The sequence below is a fragment of the Saccharospirillum impatiens DSM 12546 genome, from assembly GCF_000423605.1.
Classification (GTDB): domain Bacteria; phylum Pseudomonadota; class Gammaproteobacteria; order Pseudomonadales; family Natronospirillaceae; genus Saccharospirillum; species Saccharospirillum impatiens.
Window position 1 is genome coordinate 1 of record NZ_AUIH01000014.1, and the last position, 14,036, is coordinate 14,036.

A 14,036-nucleotide genomic window follows, 5' to 3' on the forward strand; every position below is an offset into this window, starting at 1 on the left:
TAAGCCACTCGACCTCGACCTGCAGCTTGCCAATTTGTTGATATAGATGGTCTTCCCGAGCTTCCAGCTTTTTCGGGTCGGGTTGGCTACTGCCGCGTTCGAAGGCTTCCACCAGTCGCTCCTGGGCGATTTTCTTCCAGGTGTTGATCTGAGAGGCATGTACGCCGCACTGCGAAGATAATTGAGCGACTGTCTTGTCGCCTCGGATAGCCTCCATTGCGACCTTGGCCTTGAACTCACTACTGAACCGTTTTCTCGCCACGTTACTACTCCTGCTTGGTCGTGGCATTCTACCTATGCCCGTGGTCTAAATCATGGGGTCCACTATAATGCTACAGCAAACGCTGTCGGACATTCAGTTCAAAGTCACTCAGGAAGATGGCACAGAGCGGGCGTTCAACAATATCTACTGGGACGAAAAACGCGAAGGCTTGTATGTCGATATCGTCTCGGGCGAGCCGCTGTTTACCTCAAGAGACAAATACAAATCTGGCACCGGCTGGCCGAGTTTTACGCAACCCATTGCGTCCGACAGGGTGACTGAACACGAAGACAGAGGGCTGTTTTCAGTACGCACCGAGATTCGTAGCCGTCATGCCGATTCCCACCTCGGCCATGTCTTCACCGACGGCCCACAGCCAACCGGCTTACGCTACTGCATGAACTCGGCGGCACTGCGGTTTATTCCAAAAGCGGATATGGCGGAAGAGGGTTATGGCGAGTATCTGGACATCATCGCACCGCCGATTTCCTGAACAAAGCCAGACACAAAAACGGGGCTCAATGAGCCCCGTTTTTTATAGCCGTTATCACGACGTGTATTGGCCGGGTTATGTCGATGCGACAGGCGAACCACTCACCCTGCCGTCTGCTTCGGTCTCGTACCCTTCAGCAATCGCCTCGCCCTGCTCTTTCCACAGCTGACGTTCGGCATCGGTTGCCCTGGGCGAAAACAGACCCAGCTGGGCATAAATAATACCGATCACCGGCGACAACCAGCAGGCAAACGCCAGCGGAATGTACAGCAGGTTTTCAACCTGACCATCGGCAATGCCCAACCCCAGCGCACTGATCACGAAGGCACCACCGGCATTCCAGGGAATCAGCGGCGACATCAGCGTACCGCCCTCTTCGATCGCACGCGAGAGGTTTAACGTTGAGTAACCCATGCCCCGATAAATCGGTGCATACATGCGGCCCGGCAACGCAATGGAGAGATACGGATCACCCGCCACCAGGTTGGTCGACATGGAGGTACATACCGCCACGGTCTGCACACCCTTGAAGCTGCGCACCTTGGTCATGATCGCCTTGATGATGGATTCCAGGCAACCGGTTTTTTCCAGCGCACCGCCAAAACCCAGGGCGATCAGCACCAGCGAGATGGTCCACATCATCGACTGAACACCGCCGCGGTTCAGCAGGCTGTCCATCGCGGCTACACCGGTTTCGATGGTATAGCCGGAGTTGGCGTAGGTGAGCAGTTCATGCACGCCTGCGCCCTGAGTGATCATCGCGACGACGGCACCAGCCAGCACACCGGCGAACAACGATGGGATGGGCGGCATGCGCTTCACGGCCAGAAAAATCACGAGCGCCGCCGGCAACAGCAACCAGGCCGATATGGTGAAGTTGTTGTTCAACGCCGTGGTGATGGCATTGATCCGCTCGAACGATGCACCGCTGTTATCAATGAGCGTAAAACCCGCTATAAAATAAATAGCCAGTGCAATCAACATCGACGGTACCGTTGTCGGCATCATGTTTTTAATGTGGGAAAACACATCGGTGCCGGTTACGGCCGGGGCCAGGTTGGTGGTATCAGACAATGGCGAGATTTTATCACCAAAAAATGCACCGGATACCACTGCACCGGCTGTCCAGTACATCGGGATATCGAAACCCGCGCCAATGCCCATCAACGCCAGACCGACGGTACCCACCGTACCCCATGAAGTACCCAGTGACAGCGACACCACGGAACACAGGATCATAGCCGCTGCCAGGAAGATGGCGGGAGACAGGATAATCAGGCCGTAGTAAATCAGTGTTGGTACGGTGCCACTGGCAATCCACACCCCAATGATCATACCGACAAGGATCAATACCGAGACCGACGGCAGAGACACGTGAATAACGTGAAAAATGCCATCTTCAATGTTCTTCCATTTGTAGCCGAGTTTAATGCCTACCAGGCCGGTAATGGCCAGGCCAATTGCCAGCGGAATGTGCGGCGTAAAATCACCGAAATAGAACAGTTGTATGCCCAATACAATCAGGGTCAGTACAACTGGGGTAAGCGCCAGGGCGAGCCCTGGCTTTTGGACGTTCAAGGTCTCTGTCGGGTCAGTCATATTCATGTCCTATCGATTTTTGCGAAAACAGACACTCCCGCCGAGTGACTCGGACGGAAAGGTAAGGGCTCTTTAACAGCACCCCGTCGATTTGCGCTGGCATGAACAAAGAGGGACATCAGTCCGAACGCATCACTGCGATGCGGGCTCCACATCTTTGACCGGAATTGCCGCTACACCCGAGGGTTAGTGGCCCATGCGGAAAGTCTCTGTCACTGATCACTTTGCCAGCAAGCCCGGAGCTTCGTTATCAAACCTTGGAATAGCGGTGCTATTGCGGCGGTTCAATGTCTGTGGCACTAGGCCTCGCTCTGAACGTGCTGGCGTCGTTCCCTGGTAACAGAACTTCACGCATGGACTACCAGGCTGTCGACATTCCAGTAGTTATTCTTGTTAGCCCTCTATGACTGAGTATTAGCCATTCTGTCTAGGAAGTGGCTCCAAATAATGCTAATTTGGTGACCTATTGGCCTATAAATGGCGAATATATAGGAATTATGGCTAATGAGACTGGATCGAATCGACCGCGAAATACTGCGCCAGCTTCAGGAGCATGGCCGCTTGCCCATTGTCGAGCTGGCCAGTCGAATTAACCTCACCAAAACACCCTGCGCGCAGCGGCTGCGGCGTTTGGAAGATAACGGCGTTATTCGGGGCTACCGCGCGGATCTGGATCCGGACCAACTGAACGCCGGTCATGTTCTGGTGGTCCAGGTGACGATGGATAAAACCAGCGAAGATGCGCTGGAACGATTCAACGAAGCCGTGCGGAAAATTCCGGAAGTGCAGAGCTGCTTTATGGTGGCGGGGAATTTTGATTATCTGCTGAAAGTCAGAACGCACGATATCCATCACTATCGTGCGGTTCTGGGTGCCCAAATCGGCCAACTGCCACACGTGCGCCAAACACACTCTTACGTGGCGATGGAAATCATCAAAGATGACGTTACCGTGCCGGTGCCGGGCGACAACGTGAGGCTGAGCGGGCCGTTCTAATCTTTCGCTTCGAGCATTTCCCGAAGCGGTCGGGGTAAGTGGCGGCGAGCCCTGCTAGTCAGGTGTTGCTCGTTTTTCTGCCAGAGAACGCCCAGATAAATAATCGCCAGGCCAATCGCTGTCAGAGCAATCGGAAACAACAAACTTTCCTCAAAGACGGTGTGCGCCAGATACCCGAGATAAATACTGCTGCCAATGGCGCCAAACACGACGAACACTCTGCGCACCAGCAACACGCCAATGCCCATCATCAGCAGGTTAATCCCAAAATACAGCAGCTTGGACAGTTCGTTGTCGGAGTTCTGCGAGGTCAAACCGCCCCAGAACGTCAAAACGCCGAACAGGTAGAGCCAAAAGGCGTAGTCTGCTGTGTGGCGGGCTCTGACATCCACCCAGAAAGCGAGACCCAGCATCAGCGCTCCAAAATACAGGGAAACCAGAGCTCTCAATTCGTAGGGAGGCCAGTCGCCAAACAACATGACGGCCAGATCCATCGACAGGTACCACAGCGTGGCCGCAATAGGCATCACCAGGAAGGGGTATTTATACAGCCGGGCAATGATGACCCCGGCGGCCAGCGTCCCGAGCTCCATGTACAGCCAATGCCACTTAATGTAGCGATGGTAATCGCGGTAATCGCTGCCTTCCGGCCACACGCCCAGCGCCTGTTGCAAACCGTAAATCAACAACGGGGTGAGAAACACCGCAAATGTTGCACAAATTCCAGCGGGAATGGCATGGCCGTTTCTCTGGAAGCGGTGGGCCAGTGCCAACCCTAAAACCGCATAGGACACTGAAATACACACGATGCCCCAGCCACCAAAGGCTTCCCAGCCCAGGCCCATAAACAAGGTCATGGCGCCAATGGCGATCAGCCCGCCAAGGTAATAGAGCAAGTGGGTAAAATTGAAACTGGGGCCCGTGTCAGGCTGGCCTTGCAGAAAGGCGTGCAGCCGGATTGACTGGTCTTGGGTGAGAATGCCTTCTTTTACGGCGGCACCCAGGGCGTTTTTGGTTATTTTCATTCAGCAATCATCCTTGCTCATACGACATCGGCGCCGGCAATGCCCGCCTAGGGCAGGCGCATTGCCTCATAATACAAGCAAACGCTGAGTAAAAAAGAGAAAGCATGACGACTTGATCTGACTGCAGGCAAGGCCCACTATTCGGCGGTATCAGCATCCTGCCGCTTGGCGACCTTGTGCTGGTCTTCACTGTTACCCATTTTCCAATAGCTCGACACGTATAGATGCGTTTTCGGAACCTGCCGGTCCTGCTTGAAGTAGGCCCTCAGCTTTCGCATGCTCTGGAATTCCGTGGCGGCCCAGACGGCAGGCTGGCCCGCAAGCCAGTCCAACTGGGTAATGCGCTCCAGCAATACCTGGCCACTCGGGTCCGGCTCGGGGTTAATCACCCAAACCAGTTCGACGTTGTCGGGTTTGACCAGGGCTTGAATGTCGGACCGGTCGAGGACTTCAATGACCGCATAGCCGCGAGCATCACCAGGCAGTAACGCCAGGTTCACGCTGATCGCTGGCAGTGCGGTCATATCGCCAGCGATTAAAAACCAGTCGGCATCGGGGTTGAGCAGTTTGCGTGGCCCCGGCCCACCCACCAGTATCCGGTCGCCGGGTTGTGTCTCAAGCGCCCACTGAGACGCTGGCCCGGCGGTATCGTGCACCACAAAATCGACATCGATTTCAAACTCTCTGTGATGACGGACGGTGTAGGTCCGCATCAGCGGGCGGCCCTCGCCTTCCGTCGGGAAGACCAGCTTGATGTAAGCACTGGCCTGATCGGCCGGAAACGAGGCCATACCCTCGCCGCCCAGCGTAATGCGGCGCATGTGCGGGGTGACGTCGTCGGTTTTCAGAACGGTCAGTTCTCGGGGTTCGGGTCTGGCCATGCCGGGCGCCTCCGGTTATCTGGGTTTTCGGTGACTATCTGATCACCAGAGCCTACCACACAGCCAATGCAAATAATACATATTATCATTTGCATTGGCTGTGGCGTATTTGCACAGCATCTTTCACAAAAACTCCGTCGATTTTGATGCAGCCGACAGACAGATTTTTCAGACATCCGTCAGATGACACGCCAAAACGCAATCGTTCAGCCGTCGCACCGGATAGGATGGTAACGGAGGTGGCACAGCACATGGTCTGGATCATAAAAAGTCGGAAAGCCAGGCATCAGCGACGCCGACTTCGCGCAAGATTCAAACCAGATGGAACCATTGTACTCTGCGGGTCAACGATGAGGGGCGGTCGGCCCTGTACACCATAAAGTAGCACTGATGGGCGACAGGCAGACGCAACCGTCTCTGATATCGAGCCTCACAATACGACGCTATTGGCGGGAAACGGCCACTCCTTGCTCAATGAGCTGAGCCCTGAATCGTTCAACCCGACGTCGGTTAACGTTAAAATCAAAGAGCCCAAACTGAGATTGAGAGCGAACATCGAGGCGCTGGCCATCCTGACTCACCAGCACCTCGAGGTAGTCTGGAAAGTGAAACAATTCGCTGTAGCAGTTCACTTCCAGATAGCCAAACCGCGACTCCTTCACCCGTGCACCCGGCAAGTCGCTCGCGACGGTTACAATCACTCCCCAGGAAACGGGGTTCAGCGGGCCAGTCAATTCAATGGGCTTGATGTAATAGGGGGCAATGCTTGAGTTACTTGACACGCAGTTGAGCAGTGGTGGACAACCGTCAAGCCGGAATTCGGTTCCCGACACCGGTACGTTACCTGTTGAGGCACAGCCTGCCAGAAGCAGTGCTGTAAAGATCACACTAATCCGCACAGTCATTAACACTCGTCATTCCCCTGGGGCGCATTGCCCGATAGAACACAATAGGTTGAGCTTACGGTCCAAAACCCCTTTGAGTACCCTAAAACTTCAGAACCGGATGTCGGTTATCGACGGACCATGACAGTAAACTCAGCCTGAAAGCCATCTGGCTGACCCTCAGCGGGAGAGCGCAGTGTTAACGACAAGCCAGCACCGTCAACAATGGCATCGACAATCGCCAAGCCAATTCCAGACCCCTGTGCCTGTGACTGTGAACGCACAAACCGCTTGCGCAAATCGGTCATGACTTCTGGCTTCAGGGTATCACCCCGGTTGGTGACACTGAGGTTTCCTTCAGCTGTAAGCAATACTTTCACCGGTGATTCCTGGTCGCCGTGCTTGAGTGCATTGTCGATCAGGTTTCTAACCAGTATAGCGAAAGCATCCGGATCCAACAGTGAATGCACCTGAGTGCCGGGAACTTGCAAGACGATACGCCCGGGTTCCATTCGTTCGCAATCACTGACAACGGTCTCCAGCACCGGTACCAGGTTACAGGGAGTCTCTGACAAAACGCCACCGCCTTCCGCTTTTGCCAGTTCAAGCAGCTTTTGTGACAGCCGCGACAACCCCTGCAGCGACGCTTCGATCTCGGCCACTTTGCGCAAGGACGGGGATTCAGACAAATCCGCTTTCAAGCGCTGAACTTTTGCCAGTGCCGTTGCCAGTGGCGTTCGCAGCTCATGGGCACTGTTGGCGGTGAAGCTCCGCTCAGCGTCAAGCACACGCCGCAGCCGCTCCAATAACCGGTTAATGGAAACAGCCATGGGTTCAAGCTCTTGTGGAAGCTGATCGACCGCAACAGGAGAAAGATCCGCCGCGCCACGAACTTCCAGTGACCCGCTAAAGTCCACCACCCGACGCAGTGAAAACCTAACCGACCACCAGACACCCAAAAGACTGACCGGAATCAACAGCAGCAACGGCAACAACAGCGCCATGCCCGCTTCAAAAACCGCTTCCTGCCGATGCGCCAGCGGTTCAGCAATGTCGATGAATATCGTCTGGCTGACAGCAGAGGCACCATAAAGTCGATGCGTAGCGGTGTTGTAAAATCCACTTCTGGGGCGGTCTCCAAAGACCGAAAGATCAACATCATGAGACTGCAACAGAATGCGGCCCGAGGCATCCCGTATGAGATAGGTAAGATACTCGTCGTGGTCCTCCATTGCCGGGGCTCTTTTTTGCAGACGATCGGATTCACGACTGAGAATGTCGGTCACCGCCAGCGGTAAAATGCGTTGCGCTGTTTCTTGCAGGGCACTGTCGAAGACCTCTTCCATCTCGTGTTGTGCAACCAGGCCCGAGGCCAGCACGCCCAACAACCAGAGCACCGTCACACCTGCTGTCAGGCCCAGACTGAGCGTTTTTTGCAGGCTGCGCTTAGCGGTCACGGGTATTCAACCGATAGCCCATCCCCCGGACGGTTACGACCAGGTCCCGCCCCAGTTTTTTGCGCAGCCGGCTGATGTAAACCTCGATGGTATTGCTTTCGATTTCTGCACCGAACTCGTAGAGCCGATCTTCAAGCTGCGACCGGGATAGCAACATTCGGGGGTGTTGCAGAAACGCGTCGAGCAGTGCCCATTCCCGGGACGTCAACTCAATGGGCTCGCCATTGCGGACAACGGTGTGATCGCCCAGATTGATGTCCAGGTCACCAACGGAGACCGCCGGATTGGGGTTGCCCCGGTATCGACGGGCAACCGCAAACACACGGGCCGATAATTCGGACAGATCAAACGGTTTGACCAGGTAATCATCGGCACCGGCATTCAGACCAGCAATCCGATCGGATACCTGGTCACGCGCAGTCAGAATGATCACCGCTGTCGAATCTCCGTCCTGACGCAGGGTTTTCAGAAAATCGATGCCATAACCGTCGGGCAACATCAGGTCCAGAAGAATCAGATCGTAGCGTGTGGTGCGGACACTGGTGTCTGCATAGGCAAGGCTTTGTACCCAATCCACCGCGTGGCCATCGTCGCTGATCTGCTCCTGAACCGCTTCGCCCAGTCCGATGGTGTCCTCCACTAACAACACGCGCATTCGACATCCTTAAACGGGTTATGTAAATACCATAGTACCTTTGAATCCTGACAACCAACTGAATTCATTCACTTTGCAGGAAGCCGCTGGAAAGTTCGACATTTTCACTGCTTTCAGGTCTGCGTCAGGAACGCCAGATACAGTGGCGACATCCAATAGACAGGACAGCAATCATGAAAACAACGTCACTGGCTTTATGCCTATCCCTCCTGCTGATCAGCGGGACAATTCTGGCAGATGATGACTGCGACGACCCCATTGCCAACTGGCAGCCACGAGAGGCATTACGCCAGCAACTGCAAGCCGAAGGCTGGATCGTTTATCGAATCAAGGTTGACGACGGCTGCTATGAAGTCAAAGCACAGGACAATCAGGGACACCGCGTGGAAGCCAGCTTTGCCCCCGCTTCACTTGAGCTCATGGAGCTGGAGCGAGAAGACGATGACGATGACGATGACGAACGTCAGGATCGGAACACTGAGGACCGCCAACCAACACCCGCCACCGAGCCATCGGCACCAGCGAACGGCATTGTAAACAATCGTCCTACGGTCACCGTTGAATAACCGTTTTACGACGAAAACCGCCTACCCGGAGAGCAGATCATGAAGCACACATTATTAACGCTGGGGCTGGCCATGGTGCTGGCATTCCCAGCCATGGCCCTGGCAAAGGAAGTCACACTAATCACTGAAATGAGCAGCTACCGCGGAGATGGCGCTTACCTCGCCCTTTACCTGACGGATTCAAACGGGGTTTACAAAGGCACGCTCTGGATCGCCGGCGGAAAAAACAAGTACTACGAGCACCTGCGTGACTGGGCCAGAGGCAGCCGCATGAACCAGGCAGACTACGATGGCCTGACCGGTGCCAGTGTTACCCAGGGACGCACCCTCAGAATTACTCTCGACCTGGACAATTCACTGATCGACAGCGGCCATGAAATTCGAATCGATTCGGCCGTGGAAGATCTTCGCGACAACCGTTCGGATGTCGTGGCACCACTGACCACAGAAGGTGCGGGTATACCCATCAGCGGACGAGGCTACGTGCAATCGTTCACCTACGAATTTTGAAGCTATAGCAGGAGTCCTCCTCATGTGGCGCACTCTTCATTCACTACCCGGCTTATTGGCGGCTGTGTTTCTGATCACTATTGCCACCACCGGGGCAATATTATCGGTGTCGCCAGCTCTGGAACGTTCAGATGCGACCATTCCGGCAACCGGTGCGGTTTCAGTCGCTCAGCTTGCCGGGCGCGTGGTGACCCATTACCCACAGACAGAACAGATCAAGCGTTTAGCTTCGGGCGTGATCGTCGTTTATTATTTGAATGATGGTACCCCGGAAGCAGACCGGGTCGACCCCCTGACGGGACTGGGCATCGGCGCCTTCCAACCGTCACCCCTGTTTCGCTGGGTTAAAGACCTGCACCGCGCCTTTTTGCGAGCAAATGACGGACGCCTGCTCTCTGGTGCCACCGCTTTTATAATGGTGCTTATGTGCCTTTCCGGATCCTTCTTGCTGGCTCGTCGCTCTGGTGGCTGGCGGTCCCTTTTGCGACCGCTAAAGGGAGCCGGTGACCGTCGAGTTCACGCTGAGCTTGCACGATTTGCGGTCATCGGACTGTTATTATCAGCCCTGACCGGGGGCTATATGTCAGCCGTTCGATTCGGCCTGGTACCAGAGCCGACTGGCAATGAGCCAGACTACCCGGCCGAGGTATCCGGAGGTGTACCAGCCACGGTCACATCACTGAAGGCGCTGCAGGAAACAGACCTGAACAACCTTCATGAACTTGTCTTTCCCTACCCGAATGATCCACAGGATGTGTATTCACTGGCCACCCGACAAGGCTCGGGGTTTGTTGACCAGTCTACCGGCGAACTCCTTAAATTTCAGGCCACAACACCTCATAGCCGGCTCCATGACGTCATCGTCAGTCTGCATACAGGCGAGGGTTTGTGGTGGTTTGGTTTGATACTGGGTACGGCTTCACTGTCTGTTCCCGTGCTCAGCGTCAGCGGTGCCCGCATCTGGTGGGCACGTCGCCGTTCAACGGGCCTTGTGCTGAACAACGCCGACATCGCAACCGCCGATACCGTGATTCTGGTCGGATCTGAACACAACACGACCCATGGTTTTGCCCGAATCCTACATGAGCAAATGGTCGCAGCGGGCAGACGGGTACTGACGGTCGACATGAACGATTTGGCACGCGCTTACCCCAGTGCCTCGATGATGTTTGTACTGACATCCACCTACGGCGATGGCGGACCTCCCGCCTCTGCCAACCTGTTCATGCAGAGGCTCAGCCATTTTCACGCAACAGAAGGTTTGTCTTTCGCGGTACTTGGCTTTGGTGATCGGCAGTTCGCCAACTATTGTCAGTTCGCCGTGGAAGTAGACTCGGCGATGAGTTCACTAGGGGTAAGACGGGTCGACGAGGTCGCTTTTATTGACCGCCAGTCACCCCGACTGTTCAACGAGTGGGGCAACCGCTTGTCAAAACGGATCAATGTGCCGCTGTCACTCGTTCATAACCCAAAACCTCCAATCCGGTTCGAATTCGAGCTGACTGACCGGGCAGACTTCGGCGTACAGATTCATGCTCCCACCAGCATCCTGAGGTTCGGACCGATCCGGAAAACCGGTATGGCATCGTGGCTCCCCGGGAGACAGTTCAGACCTTTGCCGGATTTCGAAGCCGGTGACCTGATCGGTGTAGTTCCGCCGGATAATGGAATTCCCCGATATTATTCGTTGGCCTCTTCAAAATCTGACGGCTTACTGGAAATCTGTGTGCGCAAGCAGCCAGGCGGTGTTTGTTCCGGGTTGCTGCACAACCTGAAAACGGGTGATCGTATTCAGGGCTTTATTCAGCCTAACCCGGATTTCAGGCCGGCACCCGGCCGCCATCCTGTGATATTGATTGGCGCAGGTGCGGGCATTGGACCCTTGGCGGGTTTTATCAGAAAAAATGACGCCCGCAACCCCATGTTTCTCTACTGGGGCGGGCGAAACCCCCAATCGGATTTCCTCTACCAGCCAGAGCTTGACCGCTACCTCGAAGACAGTCGGTTAACCGGTCTGGCTACCGCCTTTTCAAGAACCGAAAACCGGGCTTACGTTCAGGACAGAATCACCGAAGATGCACCAACCCTGCGAGACATGATTGAAAGGGGCGCGCAGGTACTGGTTTGCGGTGGGCGCGAGATGGCCATCGCCGTCAGTCAGGTATTCAATGACTTGCTGATACCACTGGGCACTACTGTCGACACATTAAAACGAGAGGGACGCTATCTGGAAGATGTCTATTAACCGGTACTTCAATGTCGGGGGGTTCTCCAGGTTGTTGCCCTTGGCTCAATCCAGGCAAACGCAAAAATCGACGTCAGGCGAGGCGTCCGGGACTCCCTTTCCATCGTTGTTCACAGGCCCAGTTTTCCCGGCAGGTCAGACAAGCACGTCACTGAGATGTCTGGCGCTTCATCCCAGGGGTCGAACGGGGCTTCGGTGCGTCGAACCCAGGCGGTTCGCCAGCCAGCATGCCGCGCACCCAAGATGTCAAAGGGGTTGCCGGAGATAAGCCAGGTATCGGCGGCCAGGGTATCGGCCGTCTCAAGAAAGTGCTGGTATACCCGGGGGTCTGGTTTGAAAGTGCGCAGCAGGTCGACACTGACAATGCCGTCCAGCTCGTCGATCAAACCAGCGTTGGTCAGCAACTCTGAGGCAATGGCCGCCTCCCCGTTGGTGAAGGCAAAGGCACGCACCCCCATCGACGACAGTTGCTGCAACAAACCCACGGCATCCGGAAAGGCCGGCAGGTGACGATAGGCCATTAGCAACTGATCGCACTGGTCATCGCTCAATGTCACTGTCGCTTCGCTTAAGGCAAAGTTCAGCGCCTGGCGAGTGCAGACTGAAAACGGCTGATAGTGCGCCATCAACGCCCGTCGAAAGCTGTACTCCAACTGTTTTTCGCGCCAGCGCCGGGTGATCTGCGCCGCCAGTGGGTCATCGCCGAGCATGTCGGCCAGTGTCATCTGAATGCCCCGGGTGTCTATCAGGGTGCCGTATACATCAAATGCCAGCGTTGTCACGGTGCCTCCTTTAACTCGTCAGGTCGGCCACATAGCCTCTTACCAGTTCCAGCATCACCGCCATCTCTGTGTCGGTTCCGATCGAAATGCGCACATAGCCGTCGATGCGAGGTTTATTAAAGTAGCGAATGAGTACCTTGTCTGCACGCAAACGTTCGCTTAAGTGTGCCGCCTCAAGACCGGCGGGCGGCCGGGCAAACAGGAAATTGGTTTTGGAGGGAAGCACGGTAAACCCCAGCCCGGTCAGGGCGTCGCAGGTCGCCTGTCGGGTCGCCATGATTTTCTGGCAACAGGCCGTAAAGTACGCCTCATCCTCAATTGCAATGCGCCCGGCGGCCTCGGCGATTCGATCAATGGGGTACGGGTTGAAGGAATTTTTGACCCGGTTCAGAGCATCGATCAGAGGCGACTGACCCGCCGCAAACCCCAGGCGCATGCCAGCCAGCGAACGGGACTTGGACAACGTCTGCACCACCAGTAAATTCGGGTAGCGGTGAATCAATGGTACGGCACTGTCGGCCCCAAAATCGACGTAGGCTTCGTCGACCACCACCACTGAACCGGTATTACGCTGCAACAAGCGCTCGATCTGCTCCAGGTTCAGGGCAAGGCCGGTGGGGGCATTCGGGTTGGCGAAGATGATGCCGCCGTTATCGGTACTGTAGGCGTCGAGATCCAGGGAAAAGTCGTCCGCCAGCGGGATCTGCTGATACTCAACGCCGAACAGCTGACAGTACACCGGATAAAAACTGTAGGTGATGTCCGGAAACAGGATCGGCCGACTGTGCTTCAGCAACCCCATAAACGCCATGGCCAGCACGTCGTCTGAGCCGTTGCCGGTAAATACCTGATCTGGCGTCAGTTGATGAAAATCCGCCAGGGCTTCTTTCAGGGACTGGGAATTGGGGTCGGGATACAGGCGCAGTCGTTCTGCCGTTTCCGGGAGCTGCAACAGTTGCGCTACACCGGGTGACGGCGGGTAGGGATTTTCGTTGGTATTGAGCTTGATCAATCCGTCTACTTTGGGTTGTTCACCCGGTGTGTAGGGATTGAGTGAGTGAACCAGTGGGCTCCAATAAGACGACATGCACGACCTCGGTTAGATTGTTGAGCGGGCGGTTATAGCAAAGGCTGCGGTCAACCCGACAGCCAGACCCTCCCGGCTGTTAACACCGCACAGCTTAATCCTGTTTCAACTGATAGACGATGAAATCGCTCGGGCCACCCGTATAACGATCGTAGAAAGCCCGGCCACGTTCATTAAAGTGCTGGGTGATCCAGCGCAAGGCGGGCCAGCCACGTTCTTTGGCCAGGTCTTGCAAGCCGGAAAACAAAGCATCAGCGGCGCCAAGACCCCGGGATTCCGGTGACACAAACATATCGTCCAGAAAGCCGATATCACAACCGCCCAGAGGGCGTGGGCAGGCGCGTACATGGGCCAGCCCGACAAGGTGCCCCGACTCATCGCACGCGACGAGCCCTTCGAGTACATGGTTGGGGTCGAGCAACCAGCCCCAGACGATATCGGCCGTGGCGGCTTCCATTGGCGCGTTGTAGAAGTCGGCGTAGCCATCAAACAAAGTGCGCCACTGCGACTTGTCGCCTTCTGTTACAAAGCGGGTTTGGTATTTGGCCATGATGCTCCCCTCTACTCGACATGATTTCAATGACGTCTGGTGTG

General features: G+C 55.5%; 15 protein-coding genes. 5 read left to right on the forward strand and 10 right to left on the reverse strand.

The features are described 5' to 3' along the window. Positions 1-217: transposase (locus tag G565_RS0111035; RefSeq protein WP_425413976.1), on the reverse strand; the 217-nt coding region annotated here is incomplete at its 3' end. Positions 218-314: 97 nt separating this feature from the next. Here G565_RS0111035 and msrB point away from each other — a divergent pair. Next, the gene (gene msrB, locus G565_RS23850) at positions 315-755 is read left to right on the forward strand and encodes a peptide-methionine (R)-S-oxide reductase MsrB (RefSeq protein WP_084649337.1); all 441 of its coding nucleotides are present in this window, start codon (positions 315-317) and stop codon (positions 753-755) included. A gap of 75 nt (positions 756-830) precedes the next feature. On the opposite strand, the gene nhaC is transcribed toward msrB, so the two are convergent. Next, positions 831-2,354 carry a Na+/H+ antiporter NhaC gene (nhaC, locus tag G565_RS0111045; RefSeq protein WP_028670980.1) on the reverse strand — a complete coding sequence of 508 codons (1,524 nt, stop codon included), beginning with the start codon at positions 2,352-2,354 and terminating at the stop codon, positions 831-833. Between the two features lie 504 nt (positions 2,355-2,858). Between nhaC and G565_RS23855 the strand changes: the two genes are divergently transcribed. Beyond that, positions 2,859-3,350: an Lrp/AsnC family transcriptional regulator gene (locus G565_RS23855; protein WP_037338875.1), complete on the forward strand. Its 492-nt coding sequence runs from the start codon at positions 2,859-2,861 to the stop codon at positions 3,348-3,350. On the opposite strand, the gene G565_RS0111055 is transcribed toward G565_RS23855, so the two are convergent. From G565_RS0111055 to G565_RS0111075, 5 genes are all read right to left on the reverse strand, one after another. Next, positions 3,347-4,375 carry a hypothetical protein gene (locus tag G565_RS0111055; protein ID WP_028670981.1) on the reverse strand — a complete coding sequence of 343 codons (1,029 nt, stop codon included), beginning with the start codon at positions 4,373-4,375 and terminating at the stop codon, positions 3,347-3,349. The genes G565_RS23855 and G565_RS0111055 overlap by 4 nt on opposite strands. A 137-nt stretch (positions 4,376-4,512) precedes the next feature. Next, positions 4,513-5,256 carry a siderophore-interacting protein gene (locus G565_RS0111060; RefSeq protein WP_028670982.1) on the reverse strand — a complete coding sequence of 248 codons (744 nt, stop codon included), beginning with the start codon at positions 5,254-5,256 and terminating at the stop codon, positions 4,513-4,515. A 443-nt stretch (positions 5,257-5,699) separates the two neighbouring features. After that, complete coding sequence (locus G565_RS26375; RefSeq protein ID WP_084649338.1) at positions 5,700-6,161, reverse strand: DUF1499 domain-containing protein; 462 nt, start codon at positions 6,159-6,161, stop codon at positions 5,700-5,702. 107 nt (positions 6,162-6,268) lie between these two features. After that, a complete protein-coding gene (locus G565_RS0111070; protein ID WP_028670983.1) occupies positions 6,269-7,597 on the reverse strand; it encodes a sensor histidine kinase in 1,329 nt (442 codons plus the stop codon). Then, complete coding sequence (locus G565_RS0111075; RefSeq protein WP_028670984.1) at positions 7,587-8,252, reverse strand: response regulator; 666 nt, start codon at positions 8,250-8,252, stop codon at positions 7,587-7,589. Before G565_RS0111075 ends, G565_RS0111070 begins: the two co-directional genes overlap by 11 nt. Before the next feature lie 173 nt (positions 8,253-8,425). On the opposite strand from G565_RS0111075, the gene G565_RS0111080 reads away from it, so the two are divergent. Genes G565_RS0111080 through G565_RS0111090 form a run of 3 tightly spaced genes read left to right on the forward strand, consistent with a single transcriptional unit; the run spans position 8,426 to position 11,573 of the window. After that, a complete protein-coding gene (locus tag G565_RS0111080) occupies positions 8,426-8,818 on the forward strand; it encodes a PepSY domain-containing protein (protein ID WP_028670985.1) in 393 nt (130 codons plus the stop codon). A gap of 39 nt (positions 8,819-8,857) precedes the next feature. After that, positions 8,858-9,328, forward strand: a complete 471-nt coding sequence (locus tag G565_RS0111085; RefSeq protein ID WP_028670986.1) for a DUF2271 domain-containing protein — start codon at positions 8,858-8,860, stop codon at positions 9,326-9,328. A 22-nt stretch (positions 9,329-9,350) separates the two neighbouring features. After that, the gene (locus tag G565_RS0111090) at positions 9,351-11,573 is read left to right on the forward strand and encodes a PepSY domain-containing protein (RefSeq protein ID WP_028670987.1); all 2,223 of its coding nucleotides are present in this window, start codon (positions 9,351-9,353) and stop codon (positions 11,571-11,573) included. A 110-nt stretch (positions 11,574-11,683) separates the two neighbouring features. On the opposite strand, the gene G565_RS0111095 is transcribed toward G565_RS0111090, so the two are convergent. The 3 genes from G565_RS0111095 to G565_RS0111105 all read right to left on the reverse strand — a co-directional run bounded on the left by G565_RS0111095 (position 11,684) and on the right by G565_RS0111105 (position 13,992). Beyond that, positions 11,684-12,355 (reverse strand): haloacid dehalogenase type II, encoded by a 672-nt coding sequence (locus G565_RS0111095; RefSeq protein ID WP_028670988.1) that lies wholly within the window; start codon positions 12,353-12,355, stop codon positions 11,684-11,686. A gap of 10 nt (positions 12,356-12,365) precedes the next feature. Then, positions 12,366-13,442 carry a histidinol-phosphate transaminase gene (gene hisC / locus G565_RS0111100; protein WP_028670989.1) on the reverse strand — a complete coding sequence of 359 codons (1,077 nt, stop codon included), beginning with the start codon at positions 13,440-13,442 and terminating at the stop codon, positions 12,366-12,368. A 94-nt stretch (positions 13,443-13,536) separates the two neighbouring features. Then, the gene (locus G565_RS0111105; protein ID WP_028670990.1) at positions 13,537-13,992 is read right to left on the reverse strand and encodes a GNAT family N-acetyltransferase; all 456 of its coding nucleotides are present in this window, start codon (positions 13,990-13,992) and stop codon (positions 13,537-13,539) included. Between the last annotated feature and the right edge of the window lie 44 nt (positions 13,993-14,036).

Bases quoted from the DNA above. Each gene is read 5' to 3' on its own strand.
- G565_RS0111105 (WP_028670990.1), bottom strand. From the start codon at position 13,992: ATGGCCAAATACCAAACCCGCTTTGTAACAGAAGGCGACAAGTCGCAG.
- msrB (WP_084649337.1), top strand. From the start codon at position 315: ATGGGGTCCACTATAATGCTACAGCAAACGCTGTCGGACATTCAGTTC.
- G565_RS0111085 (WP_028670986.1), top strand. From the start codon at position 8,858: ATGAAGCACACATTATTAACGCTGGGGCTGGCCATGGTGCTGGCATTC.
- G565_RS0111060 (WP_028670982.1), bottom strand. From the start codon at position 5,256: ATGGCCAGACCCGAACCCCGAGAACTGACCGTTCTGAAAACCGACGAC.
- G565_RS0111075 (WP_028670984.1), bottom strand. From the start codon at position 8,252: ATGCGCGTGTTGTTAGTGGAGGACACCATCGGACTGGGCGAAGCGGTT.
- G565_RS23855 (WP_037338875.1), top strand. From the start codon at position 2,859: ATGAGACTGGATCGAATCGACCGCGAAATACTGCGCCAGCTTCAGGAG.
- G565_RS0111090 (WP_028670987.1), top strand. From the start codon at position 9,351: ATGTGGCGCACTCTTCATTCACTACCCGGCTTATTGGCGGCTGTGTTT.
- G565_RS26375 (WP_084649338.1), bottom strand. From the start codon at position 6,161: ATGACTGTGCGGATTAGTGTGATCTTTACAGCACTGCTTCTGGCAGGC.
- G565_RS0111080 (WP_028670985.1), top strand. From the start codon at position 8,426: ATGAAAACAACGTCACTGGCTTTATGCCTATCCCTCCTGCTGATCAGC.
- nhaC (WP_028670980.1), bottom strand. From the start codon at position 2,354: ATGACTGACCCGACAGAGACCTTGAACGTCCAAAAGCCAGGGCTCGCC.
- hisC (WP_028670989.1), bottom strand. From the start codon at position 13,442: ATGTCGTCTTATTGGAGCCCACTGGTTCACTCACTCAATCCCTACACA.
- G565_RS0111055 (WP_028670981.1), bottom strand. From the start codon at position 4,375: ATGAAAATAACCAAAAACGCCCTGGGTGCCGCCGTAAAAGAAGGCATT.